At 52.6% G+C, this 18,247-nt stretch carries 18 protein-coding genes; 8 read left to right on the plus strand and 10 right to left on the minus strand.

Features of this window, described 5'->3' with window-relative positions; genetic code table 11:
• Window positions 1–40 precede the first annotated feature (40 nt).
• Together AL479_RS21955 and AL479_RS21960 are read right to left on the minus strand one after the other, a co-directional pair.
• Window positions 41–736 carry a molecular chaperone gene (locus AL479_RS21955; RefSeq protein ID WP_192575242.1) on the minus strand — a complete coding sequence of 232 codons (696 nt, stop codon included), beginning with the start codon at window positions 734–736 and terminating at the stop codon, window positions 41–43.
• 44 nt (window positions 737–780) lie between these two features.
• Window positions 781–1,344 carry a fimbrial protein gene (locus tag AL479_RS21960; RefSeq protein ID WP_081093704.1) on the minus strand — a complete coding sequence of 188 codons (564 nt, stop codon included), beginning with the start codon at window positions 1,342–1,344 and terminating at the stop codon, window positions 781–783.
• Window positions 1,345–2,092: 748 nt separating this feature from the next.
• Between AL479_RS21960 and fabI the strand changes: the two genes are divergently transcribed.
• From fabI to osmB, 7 genes are all read left to right on the plus strand, one after another.
• On the plus strand, window positions 2,093–2,881 hold the full coding sequence (gene fabI / locus AL479_RS21965; protein ID WP_046481005.1) for an enoyl-ACP reductase FabI: 789 nt from the start codon (window positions 2,093–2,095) through the stop codon (window positions 2,879–2,881).
• 201 nt (window positions 2,882–3,082) lie between these two features.
• Window positions 3,083–4,222 (plus strand): carboxymuconolactone decarboxylase family protein, encoded by a 1,140-nt coding sequence (locus AL479_RS21970; RefSeq protein WP_061077661.1) that lies wholly within the window; start codon window positions 3,083–3,085, stop codon window positions 4,220–4,222.
• 89 nt (window positions 4,223–4,311) lie between these two features.
• Window positions 4,312–6,246, plus strand: a complete 1,935-nt coding sequence (locus AL479_RS21975) for an exoribonuclease II (protein WP_061077662.1) — start codon at window positions 4,312–4,314, stop codon at window positions 6,244–6,246.
• A gap of 247 nt (window positions 6,247–6,493) precedes the next feature.
• On the plus strand, window positions 6,494–8,485 hold the full coding sequence (gene pdeR / locus AL479_RS21980) for a cyclic di-GMP phosphodiesterase (protein ID WP_061077663.1): 1,992 nt from the start codon (window positions 6,494–6,496) through the stop codon (window positions 8,483–8,485).
• A 182-nt stretch (window positions 8,486–8,667) separates the two neighbouring features.
• Window positions 8,668–8,850, plus strand: coding sequence for a hypothetical protein (locus AL479_RS21985; RefSeq protein ID WP_061077664.1), 183 nt, complete (start codon window positions 8,668–8,670; stop codon window positions 8,848–8,850).
• A gap of 98 nt (window positions 8,851–8,948) precedes the next feature.
• Window positions 8,949–9,698, plus strand: a complete 750-nt coding sequence (locus AL479_RS21990; protein WP_061077665.1) for a DNA-binding transcriptional regulator YciT — start codon at window positions 8,949–8,951, stop codon at window positions 9,696–9,698.
• Between the two features lie 258 nt (window positions 9,699–9,956).
• Window positions 9,957–10,175 (plus strand): osmotically-inducible lipoprotein OsmB, encoded by a 219-nt coding sequence (gene osmB / locus AL479_RS21995; RefSeq protein WP_042318738.1) that lies wholly within the window; start codon window positions 9,957–9,959, stop codon window positions 10,173–10,175.
• 123 nt (window positions 10,176–10,298) lie between these two features.
• On the opposite strand, the gene yciH is transcribed toward osmB, so the two are convergent.
• The 5 genes from yciH to pgpB all read right to left on the minus strand — a co-directional run bounded on the left by yciH (window position 10,299) and on the right by pgpB (window position 13,937).
• Window positions 10,299–10,625: a stress response translation initiation inhibitor YciH gene (gene yciH / locus AL479_RS22000; RefSeq protein WP_061077666.1), complete on the minus strand. Its 327-nt coding sequence runs from the start codon at window positions 10,623–10,625 to the stop codon at window positions 10,299–10,301.
• A complete protein-coding gene (pyrF, locus tag AL479_RS22005; protein ID WP_061077667.1) occupies window positions 10,625–11,362 on the minus strand; it encodes an orotidine-5'-phosphate decarboxylase in 738 nt (245 codons plus the stop codon). Before pyrF ends, yciH begins: the two co-directional genes overlap by 1 nt.
• 175 nt (window positions 11,363–11,537) lie before the next feature.
• A complete protein-coding gene (lapB, locus tag AL479_RS22010; protein WP_061077668.1) occupies window positions 11,538–12,707 on the minus strand; it encodes a lipopolysaccharide assembly protein LapB in 1,170 nt (389 codons plus the stop codon).
• A 6-nt stretch (window positions 12,708–12,713) separates the two neighbouring features.
• Window positions 12,714–13,022 carry a LapA family protein gene (locus AL479_RS22015; protein WP_042318731.1) on the minus strand — a complete coding sequence of 103 codons (309 nt, stop codon included), beginning with the start codon at window positions 13,020–13,022 and terminating at the stop codon, window positions 12,714–12,716.
• Window positions 13,023–13,172: 150 nt separating this feature from the next.
• Window positions 13,173–13,937, minus strand: a complete 765-nt coding sequence (gene pgpB / locus AL479_RS22020) for a phosphatidylglycerophosphatase B (protein WP_061077669.1) — start codon at window positions 13,935–13,937, stop codon at window positions 13,173–13,175.
• Window positions 13,938–14,133: 196 nt separating this feature from the next.
• Here pgpB and ribA point away from each other — a divergent pair, with 196 nt between their 5' ends.
• Window positions 14,134–14,724, plus strand: coding sequence for a GTP cyclohydrolase II (gene ribA, locus AL479_RS22025; RefSeq protein ID WP_061077670.1), 591 nt, complete (start codon window positions 14,134–14,136; stop codon window positions 14,722–14,724).
• A 51-nt stretch (window positions 14,725–14,775) separates the two neighbouring features.
• On the opposite strand, the gene acnA is transcribed toward ribA, so the two are convergent.
• From acnA to AL479_RS22035, 3 genes are all read right to left on the minus strand, one after another.
• Window positions 14,776–17,451, minus strand: coding sequence for an aconitate hydratase AcnA (acnA, locus tag AL479_RS22030; protein WP_061077671.1), 2,676 nt, complete (start codon window positions 17,449–17,451; stop codon window positions 14,776–14,778).
• A gap of 197 nt (window positions 17,452–17,648) precedes the next feature.
• A complete protein-coding gene (gene ymiC, locus AL479_RS23905) occupies window positions 17,649–17,744 on the minus strand; it encodes a small membrane protein YmiC (protein ID WP_146109685.1) in 96 nt (31 codons plus the stop codon).
• A gap of 305 nt (window positions 17,745–18,049) precedes the next feature.
• On the minus strand, window positions 18,050–18,190 hold the full coding sequence (locus AL479_RS22035) for a YmiA family putative membrane protein (protein WP_212807457.1): 141 nt from the start codon (window positions 18,188–18,190) through the stop codon (window positions 18,050–18,052).
• Between the last annotated feature and the right edge of the window lie 57 nt (window positions 18,191–18,247).

The following is an 18,247-nucleotide window of genomic DNA, read 5'->3' on the forward strand; positions in this document are numbered from 1 at the left end:
GAACTACTGAATCTGCTTATGTTTTACCGGAGCACCATAATCATTTAATGACGTAAAACTGAGTGAATGAATATCCCTGACAGCTTACATTATTAAAATGGACATTATCCGAAGCGCCGGGGGCGATCATGTCACCCTCTGCGACATACTTCTTTCCATCTTCTGAATAGGTAACGGTCCCCAGAGTCACGTAATAAGCGGTCGGGTTATTTACCGTCACGCCACCATTACTGAGACTCCACTTTAATTGTTCTGGAGCATCCTCAGCATTTCCCGGCAATCCCTGTGGACGATAAAAAAGCTTAACCCTCGTCCGAAAGGCGATGCTGAGGTGGTTGGGCTGTTCATTATTTTTCGACCTGGCGGGAATTTCCAGCACGTTCAGATAAAAAACAGATTCCTTATTAGAGGATAGCTTTTTCCCGTCAACCAGGCTAATCCGCAACGTTTGTCCTTTTCCTGCATCTACACGAGTAATCGGAGGCGTTAAAATAAACGGCGAGATGATTTTATCCGGCGTGTCAGACAGATTCCCCATATCAATCCAGCTTTGTACCAGCACAGGGTTAGCACCTGTATTTTTCATATTCACCGTGACTTCGCGTTGCTCAGCGGAATAAACCACTCGAGTTCCATTCAACACCATCCCGGCACAGGAAAGAGTGCTATAACTCCCTGTTATCATCCATGAAAAAGCAATAACGATGAATTTCCGATTAAATTTTTGGGGATTCATAGAAACTAACATTCTTTTATAACACTCTACATAAATGGATATGTTTATTTATACATCAGTGAATAAACGACGGTCCCTTTCACTGTACCCCCCGCCAGTGTTCCTCCGGCATTTTTATAATATTCGACGGAGAAAGGTAATATTCCGCCTTTAGAAGCATCGGGTGTAATATACTCAGCATCATTTAGTTGGCTTGAATCACCTACATTAATGACATTCGCTTTACTGTCCAGCAGTTGCAGACTAACCCCTGTCGCAGTCCCCGTATTGAGTAACCGTCCGGTATTGCTATCGACATTGGCGCCCGGTTCAAAAAAAGCGGCAACCTTTGTATCCGGGTCAGTAAGAGTACAGTTAGTCAACACCAGTGAAAATTCCGTACGCCCTGCGGTATCACCATCATTTGTAAAATCGGTGATTGAAGATTCCGGCATACTGACGACACCACTGCCGTCGGCCCCTTTGCCATCAACTGCAGCAGCACACGTTGAGGAAGTAATGCTGCCATTGAAGGTAATGGTACCAGTAGAAGCCGCAATAGAAATACCCGAAACAGCGCAGCACGCAGACGCAATCAAGCCCACTTTAAACAGCGTAAAAAGTTTCATTTTATTAATTCCTTTTTAAAATAACATTCTTATCATTCGCGCAATGCAGAACTGGCTTATGCTTAATCCATTATTATTACACGGACAGTAAAGATGTCGATGGAACAGATAACACTAACGCATAACCAGCTAGTCAAACTAAACCTATTAAATTCAAGATACTTCTGCAACGCTCGAAGAATATTATATTTCGATGTAAAATCGTAACAATATCTTATCAGTCCAATTTTGGACTAATGTATTTTTACATTTAAAATAATTGCTATTTCGTGCAGTTCAACGATTATTTCTTGCCATCCCTTTCGGAAAAAATATATCCCTATATTATTTTTTTGTTGTGCTTGATTGTTAAAACCAACAGTTTTTTAACAAAATACACAAACTGTGCAGGTTCAATGTTCATTCTGTATTTTCGCTTACCGCATCCGAATGACGTCGTTCAGATCCAGAAACACGCTTAGGCTCCCCCCCCTCTCCCACCGCATCATGATGAAATGCGTGGTCTCCCGCAGAAATACGGGGTAACGAGTGATGAGGTTGGATCAGTTCGGTGGACAGTCACTGTTATAATGCCGCCTTTCTTCTCTGGTACCGGGCGTCGTGATTCCCGGGGCTTTGTAAAAACAACGTGACAATTCACGCACAGAGTGGGCTATAATTTCGTTTTGCTCTCTATTCGATTCTGGCTTCATGGCTGTAATCGCATGAATACAAAGCTAAAACAAGCAATAACATAAGGATTTAAGCTATGGGTTTTCTTTCCGGTAAGCGTATTCTGGTAACCGGTCTTGCCAGCAAACTGTCCATCGCCTACGGTATCGCTCAGGCGATGCACCGCGAAGGCGCGGAACTGGCATTCACCTACCAGAACGACAAACTGAAAGGCCGCGTGGAAGAATTTGCTGCTCAACTGGGTTCAAACATCGTTCTGCAATGCGATGTTGCAGAAGACGAAAGCATCGACACCATGTTCGCAGAGCTGGCCAAAGCCTGGCCGAAATTTGACGGTTTCGTTCACTCGATCGGTTTTGCCCCTGGCGATCAGCTGGACGGCGACTACGTGAACGCGGTCACCCGCGAAGGCTTTAAAATCGCTCACGACATCAGCTCCTACAGCTTTGTGGCAATGGCGAAAGCCTGCCGTTCTATGCTGAATCCGGGTTCTGCCCTGCTGACCCTCTCCTACCTGGGTGCTGAGCGCGCGATCCCGAACTACAACGTAATGGGTCTGGCAAAAGCGTCTCTGGAAGCGAACGTTCGTTATATGGCGAACGCGATGGGTCCGGAAGGTGTACGTGTTAACGCCATCTCTGCGGGTCCGATCCGTACTCTGGCAGCATCCGGTATCAAAGATTTCCGTAAAATGCTGGCGCATTGCGAAGCGGTGACCCCGATTCGTCGTACCGTGACTATCGAAGATGTGGGCAACTCAGCCGCCTTCCTGTGCTCCGATCTGTCCGGCGGTATCTCTGGTGAAGTGGTTCACGTTGACGGCGGCTTCAGCATCGCTGCAATGAACGAACTGGAACTGAAATAATCGTTCCGACTTCCCCCATGGGCGGCGCCCTGCCGCCCATGCTCTAAAGCCTTCCCCCGCAATATAGCTTTTTGATCTTTGTTATCACGCAACAATCTTTCATCCCTTCCCCCGCTTACGCCAGGATAAAGCAGCGAAAACGATCCGGCGTGATTCGACGACGACGTGTCCGGGTCGCCACATACAGACCAAGGAACGCCCATGGAACAACGCCGACTCAACGGCAAAAGCCACTGGTATCATGAAACCCAGTCCAGCACCGGCCCGCAGGACGTGTTGCCGCTGGTGCCCGAAGCCGCACACGTTGATGACCGCTTTCTGTTGGATTTGGTGATCCCTGAAGACGCGCTTTTACCCTTTCAGTCCTGGCTGCAACCGGCCCGCCATCTTGCTCACGAACTGTTCCCTGACTCCGTTTTACTGAACCGCCTGCATACCTTTAGCGCCTACGAGCGCATGAGTACCGCGTTAACGGTCGCCCAGGTGTATGGCGTACAGCGGCTTTGCAACCACTATGCCGCCCGTTTGACGCCGCTTCCCGGCCCGGATTCGTCACGTGAGAGTAATCACCGGCTGGCGCAGATTACTCAGTACGCGCGCCAGCTTGCCAGTTCACCCTCGGTGATTGATAACCGCGCGCGCCAGCATTTATGCGACGTTGGCCTCTCCGCCTGGGATATTGCATTGATGAACCAAATCATTGGCTATATCGGTTTTCAGGCGCGTGTCGTCGCTACGTTTCAGGCATGGCTGGGGCAACCGGTACGCTGGGTACCGGGTCTGGACACGCAATCATTCGCCGACGTATCTCTGTTCCAGCAACCCGATGCCGTCTGGCATTCAGCACACGAACAGGTCGAACTGCGCTATGCAACGGCAGAACAGTTAGAGTGTCTGTCGTGTTATCAGCCAATCGCCGCCCTTCAGCCCATCGCCCCTAATCTGGTTCACCAACCGACGCTGCTTACTCTGCTCGGTACCCTGCTTAAAAGTACATTGTCTATTGAGTCCCCCGCGCATGGTTTCACCACGCTGCTGACATCGCGAATTAACGGCAGTGCAAGCTGCTTTAACCAACAGGTGACGTCACCGGAAATCGCCGACTTACTGCGCCAGAGCGAACACGAAATAGAACGTCGGGAACGACAGCAGCCGGTTGAGCGTCCGCTGTTCCAGGCGATACAATTGTTGACGCGCGCACCTGACCGTTTCAGTGCCGCGCAGTTCAACCCGTTCAGCGAGTCCTGTGCCTCCGTTGAACAGGCAATCAACCTGCTGGTCTGGTCGGGGTTATGCGGATGGCTGAATCGTCTGAAAATCGCGCTGGGTGAGACACATTAACCCTTGCATTGTCATAAAGAGCGCTTGCCGCATCAGGTACTTTCGCGTAAAACTGTCAGCCGCTCTTATGGCCACGAAAATAGACAAATATGTTTCAGGACAACCCGCTGCTAGCGCAGCTTAAACAGCAACTGCATTCCCAGACGCCACGTGCTGAAGGGGTGGTAAAAGCCACGGAAAAAGGCTTTGGCTTCCTGGAAGTCGATGCGCAAAAAAGTTATTTCATTCCACCACCGCAGATGAAAAAAGTGATGCATGGCGACCGTATCATCGCCGTCATTCACACTGAAAAAGATCGTGAATCTGCGGAGCCGGAAGAGCTGGTTGAGCCGTTCCTGACCCGCTTTGTCGGTAAAGTGCAGGGTAAGAACGATCGCCTGTCCATCGTGCCGGATCATCCGCTGTTGAAAGACGCCATTCCCTGCCGCGCCGCACGCGGGGTGGAGCATGAATTTAAAGAGGGTGACTGGGCCGTTGCTGAAATGCGCCGTCATCCGCTTAAAGGCGATCGCACCTTCTACGCCGAATTAACCCAGTTCATCACGTTCGCTGACGACCACTTCGTACCGTGGTGGGTCACCCTGGCGCGGCATAATCTTGAAAAAGAAGCGCCGGATGGCGTAGCGACGGAAATGCTGGATGAAGGACTGGAACGTCAGGATCTGACGGCGCTGAATTTCGTCACTATCGACAGCGCCAGCACGGAAGATATGGACGATGCGCTGTATGCCGAAGAACGGGCTGACGGCAAACTGCAACTGACCGTGGCGATTGCCGATCCTACCGCCTGGATCGCCGAAGGCAGCAAACTGGATAACGCCGCGAAAATCCGGGCGTTCACCAACTATCTGCCGGGCTTCAACATTCCCATGTTGCCACGCGAACTGTCTGACGACCTCTGCTCACTGCGTGCCAATGAAGTGCGCCCGGTGCTCGCCTGTCGCATGACCATTGCCGCTGACGGCACCATTGAAGATGACATCACGTTCTTCGCCGCCACCATTGAGTCGAAAGCAAAACTGGCTTATGACAACGTCTCTGACTGGCTGGAAAACAGCGGTAGCTGGCAGCCTGAAAGTGAAGAAATTGCCCGGCAGATTCGTCTGCTGCAGCGTATCTGCCTGAGCCGCGGCGAGTGGCGTCATCAGCATGCACTGGTGTTTAAAGATCGCCCTGACTACCGCTTCATTCTCGGCGAAAAAGGCGAAGTGCTGGATATCGTCGCAGAACCGCGTCGCATCGCGAACCGGATTGTCGAAGAGTGCATGATTGCGGCCAACATCTGCGCCGCACGCGTGCTGCGCGACAAACTCGGCTTTGGCATTTACAACGTTCATCTGGGCTTTGACCCGGCCAATGCCGATGCGCTGGCCGCGCTGCTGCAATCCCACGGAATGCATGTGAACGCCGAAGAGGTACTGACTCTGGAAGGCTTCTGCAAGCTGCGTCGTGAACTGGATGCGCAACCGTCGGGCTTCCTTGACAGCCGTATTCGTCGCTTCCAGTCCTTTGCGGAAATCAGCATTGAGCCGGGTCCGCACTTCGGGTTGGGTCTGGAGGCTTACGCCACCTGGACTTCACCGATTCGTAAGTATGGCGATATGATCAACCATCGCCTGCTGAAAGCGGTCATCAAAGGTGAAAGCATTGACCGTCCGCAGGAAGAGATCACCGTGCAGATGGCTGAGCGCCGTCGCCTGAACCGCATGGCGGAACGCGATGTTGGCGACTGGTTATATGCCCGTTTTCTGAGTGATAAAGCCGGCACGGATACCCGCTTCGCGGCGGAAATCATCGATGTCAGCCGTGGCGGGATGCGTGTACGTCTGGTGGATAACGGCGCGGTTGCCTTTATCCCTGCGCCATTCCTGCATGCGGTGCGCGATGAACTGGTTTGTAGCCAGGAGAGCGGCACCATCCAGATCAAAGGCGAAACCGTCTATAAAGTGACGGATGTGATTGATGTCACCATTGCCGAAGTGCGGATGGAAACCCGCAGCATCATCGCCCGTCCTGCCGCCTGACGACCTGCCCTGTAACGGCCTTTTCTTTTAAGGAAAGGCCGTTTTCTTTCCCCCAAATCGCCATTCTCTCACTACACTCTGACTGTCAGCCGGATATATTTTCAACAGCGCCTATGCTTTTTCCCGGATCTGAATTACAAATAAATACATAAACAAAACAAGATGTTCAGCTACCGTAATTGTTAATTAACGCTGGCTAATCCCTTCCATTAAGGGTTTTCGCGCTTTAAACGGGAGGGTGTTCATTATGAAAGACATTCTGGAGTCCGCAACGTTGTATAGCTTTTTGGGTACTCACACGCCTTACTGGCGTTTGTCAGAAGATTCCAACACCCTGCATTTGTCCGTCACCGAAGCGACCGACCGAGCGGAGCGCGTTGAGCTTGCGCCCGAGCAAGCCGAACGGATCCGCGAAATGACCGTCATCACCTCCAGTGTGATGATGACGCTCCCCTTTGATGACAACGATGTCCCGGTGCATCTGGTGGGCCGCAAAATCAACAAACATGAATGGGCTGGCAGCGCCTCGGCGTGGCACGACACCCCTTCCGTGGCGCGTGATCTGGTCAAGGGGCTGTCGTTTGCTGAACAGGTGGTGACTGAAGCCAACTCTGCGATTGTGATCCTCGACAGTCGGGGCAACATTCAACGCTTCAACCGCCTGTGTGAAGAGTACACCGGGTTGAAAGAGCAGGAAGTGATTGGGCAGAGCGTGTTCAAACTCTTCATGAGCCGCCGGGAAGCCGCCGCCTCGCGTCGCAACATCAGCGGTTTCTTTCGCAACGGCAATTCGTATGAAGTGGAACGTTGGGTAAAGACCCGCAAAGGACAGCGTCTGTTTCTGTTCCGTAATAAGTTTGTCCACAGCGGCAGCGGCAAAAACGAAATCTACCTGATCTGTTCCGGTACGGACATTACTGAAGAACGACGTGCTCAAGAGCGGTTGCGCGTACTGGCGAATACCGACACCATTACCGGGTTGCCAAACCGCAACGCGATCCATGAACTGATCAATGAGGCCATCGAACAGGCTGGCGACAGTCAGGTGGGCATTGTTTATCTCGACCTGGATAACTTCAAAAAAGTGAACGATGCCTATGGTCATATGTTTGGTGATCAGCTTTTGCAGGCGGTGTCGTTAGCGCTCCTGAGCTGTCTGGAAGAGAATCAATTGCTGGCGCGACTGGGTGGTGATGAGTTTATTGTGCTGGCCAGTCAGACCTCCCAGAGCTCGCTTGAGGCAGTCGCCTCGCGGATCCTCACCCGACTACGCCAGCCCTTCCGCATCGGCCTGATAGAAGTTTATACCGGCTGTTCTGTCGGTATCGCGATGGCGCCTCAGCACGGTGAGGATAGCGGGAACCTGATCCGCAATGCCGATACCGCAATGTATACCGCCAAAGAAGGCGGACGTGGGCAGTTCTGCGTCTTCTCGCCGGAGATGAACGATCGGGTATTCGAATACCTGTGGCTGGACACCAACCTGCGCAAAGCACTGGAAAACGATCAGTTGCTGATTCACTATCAGCCGAAAGTCACCTGGCGGGGAGAAGTCCGCAGCCTTGAGGCACTGGTGCGGTGGCAATCCCCTGAACGTGGGCTTATCCCTCCGCTGGAGTTCATCTCATACGCCGAGGAGTCCGGGCTGATTGTACCGCTCGGGCGCTGGGTGATCCTCGACGTGGTGCGCCAGGTCGCGAAATGGCGTGATAAAGGCATCAACCTGCGGGTAGCGGTTAACATCTCTGCCCGGCAGTTGGCCGACCAGACAATTTTCACCGATCTGAAGCGCGTCCTGCACGAGCTCAATTTTGAATATTGTCCTATCGATGTCGAACTGACGGAAAGTTGCCTGATCGAGAACGAAGCGCTCGCGCTGTCCGTCATTCAGCAGTTTAGCCAGCTTGGCGCCCAGGTTCACCTGGATGACTTTGGCACCGGTTATTCCTCGCTCTCGCAACTGACCCGTTTCCCGATCGATGCCATCAAGCTGGACCAGATTTTCGTCCGCGACATTCACAAAAAATCGGTGTCGCAATCGATGGTGCGTGCAATCGTCGCCGTGGCGCAGGCGCTGAATCTGCAGGTGATCGCCGAAGGCGTGGAGAGCAGCAAAGAGGATGCTTTTCTGACGAAAAACGGTGTTAATGAGCGACAGGGATTTTTATTCGCCAAACCGATGCCTGCCGCTGCGTTTGAGCGCTGGTACCGACGTTATCTCAACAAGAAAAAGCGCTAAGCCGGCAACATGATCATCCGGGCGGAACGGAAAGTTTCGCTTTTCGCCCTATTCATATCTGTATGTAATCGCGGAATATATAATATTCCCCAAAGGTACAGCGCTGGCTGATTTTTCCCTTCTCTTTTGCCGTCAATTTTTGCATCATTAAATTCTTTCATACTTTGACCAAGGATCCCCCCATGTTTGATATCGATGCTAAACGGGTTGCCGAGCGTATTGATACCGTGCTTGATATCCTGGTGGCCGGTGATGTCCACTCCGCCATCCATAATCTCGAAATTCTGAAAGCGGAATTGTTGAGTAAGGTGCAGCATGACGTCGTATCATCGACGAACAAGCCCCGGGCGCCGTGGGAGATCTAAATTTTTCGCGCGCGGTTTGCCGGTTTGCGTCGCCTGGATGCCCCACCGCCGCATGTGTTTAATCTCGCGGTATCATTACCGCTATAAAAACTAACGCTATGAACTCCCGACAACAAAAAATTTTGCAAATGGTCATTGATAAAGGCCAGATGAGCGTCTCTGAACTGGCCAAAATCACTGGCGTTTCCGAAGTCACCATTCGACAGGATCTGAATACCCTCGAGAAGCAGAGCTTTCTGCGCCGCGCGCACGGTTTCGCCGTTTCGCTGGATAGCGAAGATGTGGAGACCAGGATGATGACCAACTACACCCTGAAGCGTCAGCTTGCCGAGTTCGCGGCGTCGCTGGTCAGTCCTGGCGAGTCGGTGTTCATTGAAAATGGCAGTAGCAATGCCCTGCTGGCAAGAACGCTGGCGGAACAAAAAGACGTCACCATCATCACGGTCAGCAGTTACATTGCGCATCTGCTGAAAGAGACGCCATGCGAAGTGATCCTGCTCGGCGGTATTTATCAGAAAAAGAGCGAAAGCATGGTGGGACCGCTGACCCGCCAGTTTATCCAGCAGGTCCATTTCAGTAAGGCGTTTATTGGCATTGATGGCTGGCAGACCGAGACCGGCTTCACTGGACGCGACATGATGCGGGCTGATGTGGTTAATGCCGTGCTGGAGAAAGGATCGGAAGCCATTGTCCTGACTGACAGTTCTAAATTCGGCGCGGTCCATCCCTACACCCTTGGCCCTATCGAACGGTTCAGTCGTGTGATCACCGATGCCAGAATCAGCGCCGGCGACCGCGCGCTGATGGAACAGCGTGGGCTGACCGTTAATATCGTCGACGCTGAGTAAAATATCCGCAAATGATTTGCTCATCGCAGATCATTTGCGCTCTGAGACTATTCTGACGCCTGAATTAAGACTATTTACCTGTTGTTCACAGGCGAAAGTCGTAAAATTAATATTAGCGATATAACAGGAAGTGACTATCACCTGCGTGATATTACCCTGCGCACTAAGGTTTCACGGATGCCCTCTTTAATGGCCGATATTTTAACTATAGTTAAAGAGAGCTTACTTTCGTGAATCGTTAATTCAGGAGAAAGTATTATGTTTGTAACGAGCAAAAAAATGACCGCCGCCGTGCTGGCGATTGCCCTGGCAATGTCTCTGAGCGCCTGTTCTAACTGGTCTAAACGTGACCGTAACACCGCTATTGGTGCGGGTGCTGGTGCATTAGGTGGTGCTGTCTTAACGGATGGTAGCACGCTGGGTACGCTGGGTGGTGCCGCTGTCGGTGGTATTATCGGCCACCAGGTAGGTAAATAATCGTAAATAATCTACGGTTGTCCGGCTCGATATAATAATACGATTATTTTTTTCTGGTCTGCACTACACAGTTTATTTAGCAGTAATAATGAAAGCCACGATATTTATATCGTGGCTTTTTCGTTAACCGCCGGCCAGTTTCACTTTCAGGCCCCGGGCTTCCAGTAGCGTCTTAATTAAATCACGCTTATCGCCCTGAATTTCAATTACGCCGTCTTTGACTGCCCCGCCGCAGCCACATTTTTTCTTCAGTTCCGCAGCCAGTTTGCTGAGTTCGCCGTCATCGAGGTCAATACCGGTAATCAGGCACACGCCTTTCCCCTTGCGCCCGCTGGTCTGGCGCTGGATACGGACAATCCCGTCGCCCTTCGGACGCTCGGGCGCGGCTTTAGGTTCATCAATCCGTCCACTCTCCGTCGAATAAACCAGACGGCTGTTGGAATCGCTCATTACGCCTCCCGCTTCAGTGACGCGTTGATGGCCTTCAGCGTCTGTGCCGGATCGTCAGACTGCGTCACCGGACGCCCAATGACCATATAATCGACACCCGCCGCCAGTGCCTGCTCAGGGGTCATAATCCGCCGCTGATCGCCAGCGGCGCTACCCTGCGGTCGGATACCAGGGGTAACCAGTTTGAAATCACGGCCAAACGTCTGCTTGAAGCGTACTGCTTCCTGAGCTGAACAGACCACGCCATCCAGACCGCATTTTTGCGTCAATGCCGCCAGGCGCTCAGCGTGCCCGGCAGGTGACAGTGTCACGCCAATATCCGCCAGATCGCTGGCTTCCATGCTGGTTAACACCGTGACCGCGATTAACAGCGGCGCATCTTTACCAAACGGCACCAGCGCTTCACGGGCGGCTGTCATCATTCTCGCCCCACCCGACGCATGGACGTTGACCATCCAGACGCCAAGATCCGCTGCGGCAGCCACCGCATGAGCCGCGGTGTTCGGGATATCATGGAATTTCAGATCCAGAAAGATATCAAAGCCACGCTGCTGGAGATCGCGAACCAGTTGGGGTCCGAACAGCGTGAACATCTCTTTGCCAACTTTCAGGCGGCAGTCGCGCGGGTCGATTCGGTCGACAAACGCCAGGGCGCTATCACGGTTATTATAATCGAGAGCAACGACGACGGGAGAATCGGTGGCAGCGCGGGGAGAAGATGAAGCAGTTAACGTCATAACCAGGCCTTCTTGCTAAGGGGGCAAATGGGTAAACGGCGTGCATTCTACCTGTCAGGCGCACAAATTAACAGACGCGATTACACCTCTGCCAGGCGATGTGGCGCCGATGCCAACGTAAGGAAGTGAATAAATCCATTAGTATGTTGTAACTAAAGCGGGATTTTTTTAAAAATTACAATCCATCAAGTCCGCGAATTGGCTTAATCGTTGACCAGGCGCGGCAGGAAGGACAGTGCCAGTACAGGGTATACGCGGTAAAACCGCATTTAGAGCAGCGGTAGCGCGGCTTGCTACGCACCTGCTCGCCCACCATATCACGCAGCACCATCAGGCTCTCTTTCGCACGGCCCTCTTCGGCTTCGTTAAGGTGATAATCCATCAGCTTATGGAAAACGCGCATCGTCGGATGACGCTGGAGCTGACGGGTAATATACACCTGCGCAGTCTCCGTCCCTTCGCGCGCTTCGAGAATATCGGCCAGCATCAGTTCTGCAGCCGCGCCGGTATTCTCTTCTACCGCACGGCGCAGGAATTCCGCCCATTCCTCATTTTTGCCTAGCTGTTGATAGCAGGTCTGGAGCATTTCCAGCGTTTCGCTGACCAGTTCTTTATCCTGGGAAATCACCCGCTGGAGACATTCAACAGCCTTCGCGTAATCGCCCTTCGCCATCCAGACGCGGCCCATCATGATAGAGACCCTGGCGCTATTTTTATCCGCCGCAGCCCCTTTTTTCAGCAGCGCCATGGCGCGATCCATGTCGTCGCTGCCCATTTGTTGCAACGCCAGTTCGCAGTAAAAATGGGCGATTTCGATACGCTGTTTATCTTTACCCAGTTTGACCAGTCGTTCAGCAACCTCAATGGCCTTCTGCCAGTCGCTGGTCGCCTGATAAATCTGCAACAGTTGCTGCAACGCGCCTACGCGAAATTCCGTTTCATCGGTAAGCTGATTAAACATATCCTCCGCCCGGTCATACAGCCCGGCGGCCATGTAATCACGGCCCAACTGCTGAACCGCCAGCAGTCGCTGCTCATAGGTCAGCGAAGAGCTTTCCATAAGGGTCTGGTGAATACGGATGGCACGGTCGACTTCGCCGCGAGAGCGGAACAGGTTTCCGAGGGTGAGATGAGCCTCAACGGTGCCGGTATCCTCTTTCAACATATCGAGGAACAGATCCACCGCTTTATCTTGTTGGTTGCTCAGAAGGAAGTTAACCCCCGCGACGTAATCGCGGGACAGGCGGTTAGCTTCATCCTGTTTTGTTTGTTGCGCACTTCTGCGACCCATATACCAGCCATAGGCGGCAGCAACAGGTAAAAGCAGAAACAACAACTCCAGCATAAACGATTATTCCTTCGCGACCGACGTACCAGACGTCACCACAACGTCTGTCGCAGGCGAGAGCTGGTTTTCCAGTCGTTTAATTTTACGTTCAGCACGCACCAGAGAAACACGAACCCGCAGCCAGAAAAGACCGCAGATCAACCAACCAATGGCGAAACCCGCAGCGAACAAAACGGCCAGCAAGGTTGAGATACGATACTCGCCCTGAGCCAACAGGTAATTAAAGGTCACCTGTTGATCGTTCTGCGCACCCAATGTTACCGAGATAACAAATATCGCCAACACCAGTAAGAAAATGAGTAAATATTTCACATTACTTCCCGTTATGTGGTTTAAGCGAATAAATCGTGTTCAACTTACCGCATTTAGCCTTTTAAATTACCATTTTCACGGCGTGTGCGAAATGGGAAAGCAGTCAGCTATTGGATGATTTAAGAGCAAACCAGACAAAATCAACCCTGGTCAGCGGTTTTGCTCACGTTCAGCAATCTCCTGCCTTTCTTCTGGCGGCGGCGTGAGTGGCCCGCAGAACCGCTGTGCAAGCCAGGTTGCCAGCGTCACCAGCGCCCATGAAATCAGCGTCGCGACCACCAGATCGCGCGGCCAGTGCATGCCGAGCAGCAAACGACTGCCCATCACGCCCGTCGCCCACACCAGTAAAATGGCAATCGTCACCGTCCGGCGACGCGGCCACAATAAGCCGACAGCGAGCAGCGCCCAGCTTGCCGCAAACATCGTGTGACCAGACGGAAACGCAAACCCGGTCTCTTTTTGCCAGTGCTGGCGTAAGAAGTGTGGAATAGCCTGCTGGGTGGCAAGTTGCTCCTTCACCAGGTCGCTGCGATCCTTACGTTTTAAAGTGTAGAACTCATCAACCGGGATATGATGCGTTTTTTCCAGCCATATCACGAAAGGACGCGGTTCCTGTACGCGCTCTTTCACCCACGACTTGACGCCCTGACCAAGCAGGATCGCGCTCGCCAGAATAGTAAAAAGCATTACCGCCGCTTTAAGACGAAAGCGCAAACACCAGAAGAACCAGCCACAGAGAATAACATGTGTGATGATACCCCACGGCTGAGTGACCGTTTCGGTTACCCAGTACATCGCTTTCAGCCATCCGGTATCCTGACCCGGTTGCCAGCGCCAGCCGGACACCCACACGGCAACGGGCATAATCAACAACAATCCCGCGCCAGCCGCAGTACGCTTTGCAATCGACAGCATGAACACCTCTTTGACGGATAAGTGCCACAATCATAACCGAAAAATCCCCTGTCCGGGGAAATTGACAGATTTGTGCCATTCGCATGATGATTGCGCGGCAGTGATTAGGTGAAGTCCGTCGCCTTATGGCAAAATAAGACGATAAGCCAACAGGCAACGGCACAACATCGCGTGCCGGCTATATCTGGAGAAATACATGCAGCTTAAACGAGTGGCAGAAGCCAAACTGCCAACCCCATGGGGCGATTTCCTGATGGTGGGATTTGAAGAACTGGCAACCGGGCACGATCACGTCGCGTTAGTGTATGGTGATATTTCAGGTCAGACGCCGGTTCTGGCCCGTGTCCATTCAGAATGTCTGACGGGCGATGCTTTGTTCAGCCTGCGCTGCGACTGTGGTTTTCAACTGGAAGCCGCCCTGACGCATATCGCGGAAGAAGGATGCGGTATTCTGCTTTATCATCGTCAGGAAGGACGTAACATCGGCCTGCTCAATAAGATTCGCGCCTACGCGTTGCAGGACCAGGGCTACGACACCGTAGAGGCCAATCACCAGTTAGGGTTTGCCGCGGATGAACGCGATTTCACCCTCTGCGCGGATATGTTCAAGCTGCTGGGCGTTGACGCAGTGCGTCTGCTCACCAATAACCCGAAGAAAGTTGAGATTCTCACTGAAGCGGGGATCAACATCGTGGAGCGGGTCCCGCTGATTGTGGGCCGTAATCCCAATAATGAACATTATCTGGATACCAAAGCGGCCAAGATGGGTCACTTGTTGAGTAAGTAAGTCATGCGGTAAAAAAGCCTGCATCGCGTTATGCAGGCTTTTTTTTTCAACTTACTTCAGCATGTTACGAATGACGTAATGCAAAATACCGTCGTTCTGGTAGTACGTTAACTCGGTCGCGGTATCGATGCGGCAGCGGCATTGCACCACCTCTTTACTCCCGTCTGTCCGGGTTAACGTCACCGGCACGGTTGCGCCCGGTTTCAGTTTCTGCAGGTCAGCAATGTCGATCGCCTCTTCCCCGGTCAGCCCCAGCGTTTTACGCGTTACGCCCTGTGGGAACTCCAGTGGCAGGATCCCCATCCCAATCAGGTTGGAGCGGTGGATACGTTCGAACGACTCCGCAATGACAACGCGAATCCCCAGCAGTCGCGGCCCTTTCGCCGCCCAGTCACGGCTGGAACCCGATCCGTACTCTTTGCCGGCAATCACCGCCAGCGGGATGTTCTCCTGTTGATACTGCATAGCCGCATCATAGATAGACAACACCTCAGTGCCGGGCAGATGTCGCGTCATTCCGCCTTCCACACCCGGCACCATTTCATTGCGGATACGGATGTTAGCGAAGGTCCCGCGCATCATCACCTCATGGTTCCCACGTCGTGAGCCATAAGAGTTAAAGTCCTTGCGTTCCACGCCGTGATTTTGCAGATAGCGCCCTGCGGGACTGTCAGCTTTAATACTCCCGGCCGGAGAAATGTGGTCAGTGGTCACCGAATCCCCCAGCATCGCCAGAATGCGCGCGCCGTGAATATCGGTCACTGGTGCTGGCTGCGCCTGCATCTCGTCAAAGAACGGCGACAGGCGAATATAAGTCGAGTCGTTTTGCCAGCCGTAAGTATCTGAGCGGTCGACATTGATCGCTTTCCACTCCGGCGTCCCTTCAAACACTTCCGCATATTCTTTGTGGAACATTTCTGAAGAGACCAGATCGACGGCGCGGGCAATTTCCTGCGCCGACGGCCAGATATCCTTCAGATAGACGGGGTCGCCTTTGCGATCGTGGCCGAGCGGATCTTTCTCAAGGTTGATGTTCATATTGCCCGCGAGCGCGTAGGCAACGACCAACGGCGGTGACGCCAGCCAGTTTGTTTTCACCAGCGGGTGAATTCGGCCTTCAAAGTTACGGTTGCCCGACAGCACCGCGCCTACGGTCAGATCACCCTTCTTAATCGCGGTTTCGATAGGCTCCGGTAGCGGTCCAGAGTTACCAATACAGGTCGTACAACCATATCCCACCAGGTTAAAACCCAGTTCATCGAGATACGGCGTCAGCTTTGCCTTTGCCAGATAATCCGATACCACTTTCGACCCTGGCGCCAGCGAGGCTTTCACCCATGGCTGACGCTTCAGTCCCAGCGTAACGGCTTTTTTCGCCAGCAAGCCAGCCGCCATTAGCACGCTGGGGTTAGAGGTATTGGTACAGGAGGTGATGGCCGAGATCACCACCGCCCCGTCAGGGAGCTGATATGACTGCCCGTTCAGCACATATTCTACCGGCTGGCGGTCTTTCTGCGCAGTGTTCAGTTCCAGTTCACTGCTGGCGGCAAAAGCTTTCGGCACATCGCCCAGGGCGACACGATCCTGCGGACGTTTCGGCCCGGCGAGGCTCGCCTCGACATCATTCATATCCAGCGCCAGGGTGCTGGTGAAGACTGGCTCATCGCCGGTATTGCGCCACATGCCCTGCACTTTCGCGTATTTTTCAACCAGCTCGATTTGATCTTCACTGCGTCCGCTCAACCGCATATAGTCCAGCGTCACACCGTCGATCGGAAAAAAGCCACAGGTCGCGCCATACTCCGGCGACATATTGGCGATGGTGGCCCGGTCAGCCAGCGGCAAGGAATCCAGCCCGTCACCATAAAATTCGACAAATTTGCCGACCACACCGTGCTTACGCAGCATCTGGGTGACGGTTAACACGAGGTCCGTTGCGGTGATCCCCTCACGCAGTTTTCCGGTCAGTTTGAAACCCACCACATCCGGGATCAGCATTGAGACAGGTTGTCCCAGCATTGCCGCTTCAGCCTCGATACCACCCACGCCCCAGCCCAGAACACCCAGACCGTTAATCATGGTGGTGTGTGAATCCGTGCCGACCAGCGTGTCAGGATAAGCCACCCATTCACCGTCCTGCAATTCGCTCCACACCGCTTTGCCGAGGTATTCCAGGTTAACCTGGTGGCAAATACCGGTTCCCGGCGGCACGACGCTGAAGCGACTGAAGGCCTGCTGGCCCCATTTCAGAAATACATAGCGCTCGTGGTTACGTTCCATTTCAAGGCGTACGTTCTCTTCGAACGCATCGTCATCACCAAAATGGTCAACGGTGACAGAGTGGTCGATCACCAGATCCACCGGCGAGAGAGGATTCACTTTCGCCGTATCCCCGCCCAGGCGTTTTACCGCTTCGCGCATTGCGGCGAGATCCACCACCGCGGGGACGCCAGTAAAGTCCTGCATCAGTACGCGTGCAGGGCGATAAGCAATTTCGCGATCGGCATGGGCGTTTTTTAGCCACCCTGCCAACGCCTGGATATCCTCATGGGTAACGGAATCGCCGTCCTGCCAGCGCAGCAGGTTTTCCAGTAAAACTTTCAGTGATTTGGGCAGACGGGTGATATCGCCCAGAGATTTCGCAGCCAGCGGCAGACTGTAATAGTGGTAGGTTTTGTCTTTGGCCTGTAGTGTGTCCTTACTGGCTTCTCGTAGGGTTGACGACATAGCTCCTCCTTAATGACAGGGTTGCGATGCCCTGATTCTCCTCAGGGTGAATATTAAAGATAACACAAACAGACTGTAACGTTTTGATAACAACCCAAATTGATAAAAGAGGAAAAACCGAACGGTGAGCACACAAGAGAGGAAGAACGCGTGTATGAGGGGGAGAAAATGAAACCTCGCCGCAGCGAGGTTTCAGATTAATTCATCATGATCCAGAGCAGTTCAGCCCAAAAGAGCAGCGAGACGGAAAATGCGCCCATCCAGGACCAGTATTTCATATTTGCAGTAATCATCGGCTATACCCGTTTTGTTTAATACATTGTGTTGAGACTTTCTCAACGCTTTATTGCAGCGGTGTATAGGTAAAAGCGTACCGCGATAATTTATCGGTACAAAAGAAACGGTAATAAGAATGGTGACGATTATTGTTTCTGTTGATCGTCTTCGTCGAATAGTTCAATAAACTTTTGCTGTTGTTGAGTCAGCTTCCAGGATTCGGGAACAGTTTTCACGCACGCGCCATTTTTCGTTTCTCGTACAGTGTCACCAGAGTGACATGTGGGTAACGACGTCTGTTGTGGGTCGTGAACCACCATTTTTACCCCCAGGCATTCCAGATCAACAGTGCGATCACGACCCAGAACAGCGCTGAGCCCAGGAAAACCGCAAGCCATGCTTTGCGTTTCATCTCAGGGTCCCGACGTGGTTCCTGGTTTTCAGACGGCATTGCTAACCTCATACAATCGGCATCACTTATCATTTAAGCACCAACAATCGGTACAATTAATCATCAGAT

The organism is Citrobacter amalonaticus (assembly GCF_001559075.2).
Taxonomy (GTDB): Bacteria; Pseudomonadota; Gammaproteobacteria; order Enterobacterales; family Enterobacteriaceae; genus Citrobacter_A; species Citrobacter_A amalonaticus_F.

Bases quoted from the DNA above. Each gene is read 5' to 3' on its own strand.
- AL479_RS21955 (WP_192575242.1), bottom strand. From the start codon at position 736: ATGAATCCCCAAAAATTTAATCGGAAATTCATCGTTATTGCTTTTTCA.
- AL479_RS21960 (WP_081093704.1), bottom strand. From the start codon at position 1,344: ATGAAACTTTTTACGCTGTTTAAAGTGGGCTTGATTGCGTCTGCGTGC.
- fabI (WP_046481005.1), top strand. From the start codon at position 2,093: ATGGGTTTTCTTTCCGGTAAGCGTATTCTGGTAACCGGTCTTGCCAGC.
- AL479_RS21970 (WP_061077661.1), top strand. From the start codon at position 3,083: ATGGAACAACGCCGACTCAACGGCAAAAGCCACTGGTATCATGAAACC.
- AL479_RS21975 (WP_061077662.1), top strand. From the start codon at position 4,312: ATGTTTCAGGACAACCCGCTGCTAGCGCAGCTTAAACAGCAACTGCAT.
- pdeR (WP_061077663.1), top strand. From the start codon at position 6,494: ATGAAAGACATTCTGGAGTCCGCAACGTTGTATAGCTTTTTGGGTACT.
- AL479_RS21985 (WP_061077664.1), top strand. From the start codon at position 8,668: ATGTTTGATATCGATGCTAAACGGGTTGCCGAGCGTATTGATACCGTG.
- AL479_RS21990 (WP_061077665.1), top strand. From the start codon at position 8,949: ATGAACTCCCGACAACAAAAAATTTTGCAAATGGTCATTGATAAAGGC.
- osmB (WP_042318738.1), top strand. From the start codon at position 9,957: ATGTTTGTAACGAGCAAAAAAATGACCGCCGCCGTGCTGGCGATTGCC.
- yciH (WP_061077666.1), bottom strand. From the start codon at position 10,625: ATGAGCGATTCCAACAGCCGTCTGGTTTATTCGACGGAGAGTGGACGG.
- pyrF (WP_061077667.1), bottom strand. From the start codon at position 11,362: ATGACGTTAACTGCTTCATCTTCTCCCCGCGCTGCCACCGATTCTCCC.
- lapB (WP_061077668.1), bottom strand. From the start codon at position 12,707: ATGCTGGAGTTGTTGTTTCTGCTTTTACCTGTTGCTGCCGCCTATGGC.
- pgpB (WP_061077669.1), bottom strand. From the start codon at position 13,937: ATGCTGTCGATTGCAAAGCGTACTGCGGCTGGCGCGGGATTGTTGTTG.
- ribA (WP_061077670.1), top strand. From the start codon at position 14,134: ATGCAGCTTAAACGAGTGGCAGAAGCCAAACTGCCAACCCCATGGGGC.
- acnA (WP_061077671.1), bottom strand. From the start codon at position 17,451: ATGTCGTCAACCCTACGAGAAGCCAGTAAGGACACACTACAGGCCAAA.
- ymiC (WP_146109685.1), bottom strand. From the start codon at position 17,744: ATGATTACTGCAAATATGAAATACTGGTCCTGGATGGGCGCATTTTCC.
- AL479_RS22035 (WP_212807457.1), bottom strand. From the start codon at position 18,190: ATGAGGTTAGCAATGCCGTCTGAAAACCAGGAACCACGTCGGGACCCT.